The 1,161-nt window shown below is 36.0% G+C and carries 1 protein-coding gene; it reads left to right on the forward strand.

Annotation, left to right across the window (positions count from 1 at the left end):
- Positions 1 to 34: 34 nt before the first annotated feature.
- Positions 35 to 1,161 (forward strand): RelA/SpoT domain-containing protein (locus GOU96_RS17660; RefSeq protein WP_324702082.1); only part of this gene is annotated, 1,127 nt, incomplete at its 3' end.

A 1,161-nucleotide genomic window follows, 5' to 3' on the forward strand; every position in this document is an offset into this window, starting at 1 on the left:
AGGTATATGCGGATATATTAGATTTTGGTGAAGTATGGCAAACGAACAGTATAAAGATCAAAAAAAACCACTTGCATATAGTAAAGGTGAAATAGAAAGAGCTGCAGATAGCATAAGACATGGGGTTCAAGGTGATGAACGAAACGTTGCTATATCAAAAATCCAAAATTTCCGAGAGTTTCACCTTTACCCGTTGATGTTACTTAAGAATCACCTAGTTAGAACTGCTAATAAGGTTAATAAGAAAATAATTGTAGCTAGACGTTTGAAACGCTTACCTACAATTATCAATAAGCTTGAAAGGCCTACGCTAGATGGTCAAGGTGCTAATAGTATTCGAATTACAAGTATGCAAGACATTGCTGGTTGTAGGGCAATAGTTAAAAATACTAAGCAGCTTTTTGAACTTAAAAAACGGCTTGAAAGTAGCCGTTCAGTACACAAAATTATTCGAACTCGTGATTATCTAGTGCAGCCAAAAGAAAGTGGTTATGGTGGTTTGCACCTTATATACAGTTGCTACGAAGGGCAAGAAGAACATCATACGTGGAACAAAGCAAAAGTAGAAATACAGCTAAGAACAGAGCTACAACATTCTTGGGCAACAAGTTTAGAAATCATTGATACTCTTACGGGAATTGAATTGAAAACTAGCCACGATGGACATGAAAAGTGGCGGCGCTATTTTTCTTTGGCTGGACAATTGGTTGCTCATCATGAACAGCTATGCACCATTACACAAGATGAGCTAGAAAAATTATGCCTTGAACTCAAACAACTTGAGACTGAGTTACATGTACTGACTAAGCTCGCTCAATACTCATTAGCAATCAACTTTACAACAGGAACGCAAGTACCAAAGAAAGCGTTAAATAGTAACTGTATGTTTTTGGTTGAAATGATGCGAGATGGTCACAAACATCCTTATGAAAATGAAGCAAAAAAAGTTATGAAAATGAAAGTTTCCATAACAAGATTTAGTTCAAAACAAAGTGACACTGCATTGAAAGCTCTGAATGAGTCTGAGCTTAATGAAAGTGTCGTATTGTCTGTATTGTTATCAGCTCCTGATATACGTATGTTAAAAAAAGCATACCCAAATTATTTTGGTTCAACGCATCAGTTTGGTAATTTTATCAAGTCCTACATCAGTAATATCCC

Source organism: Vibrio sp. R-1, from assembly GCF_035615595.1.
GTDB classification, from domain to species: domain Bacteria; phylum Pseudomonadota; class Gammaproteobacteria; order Enterobacterales; family Vibrionaceae; genus Vibrio; species Vibrio cholerae.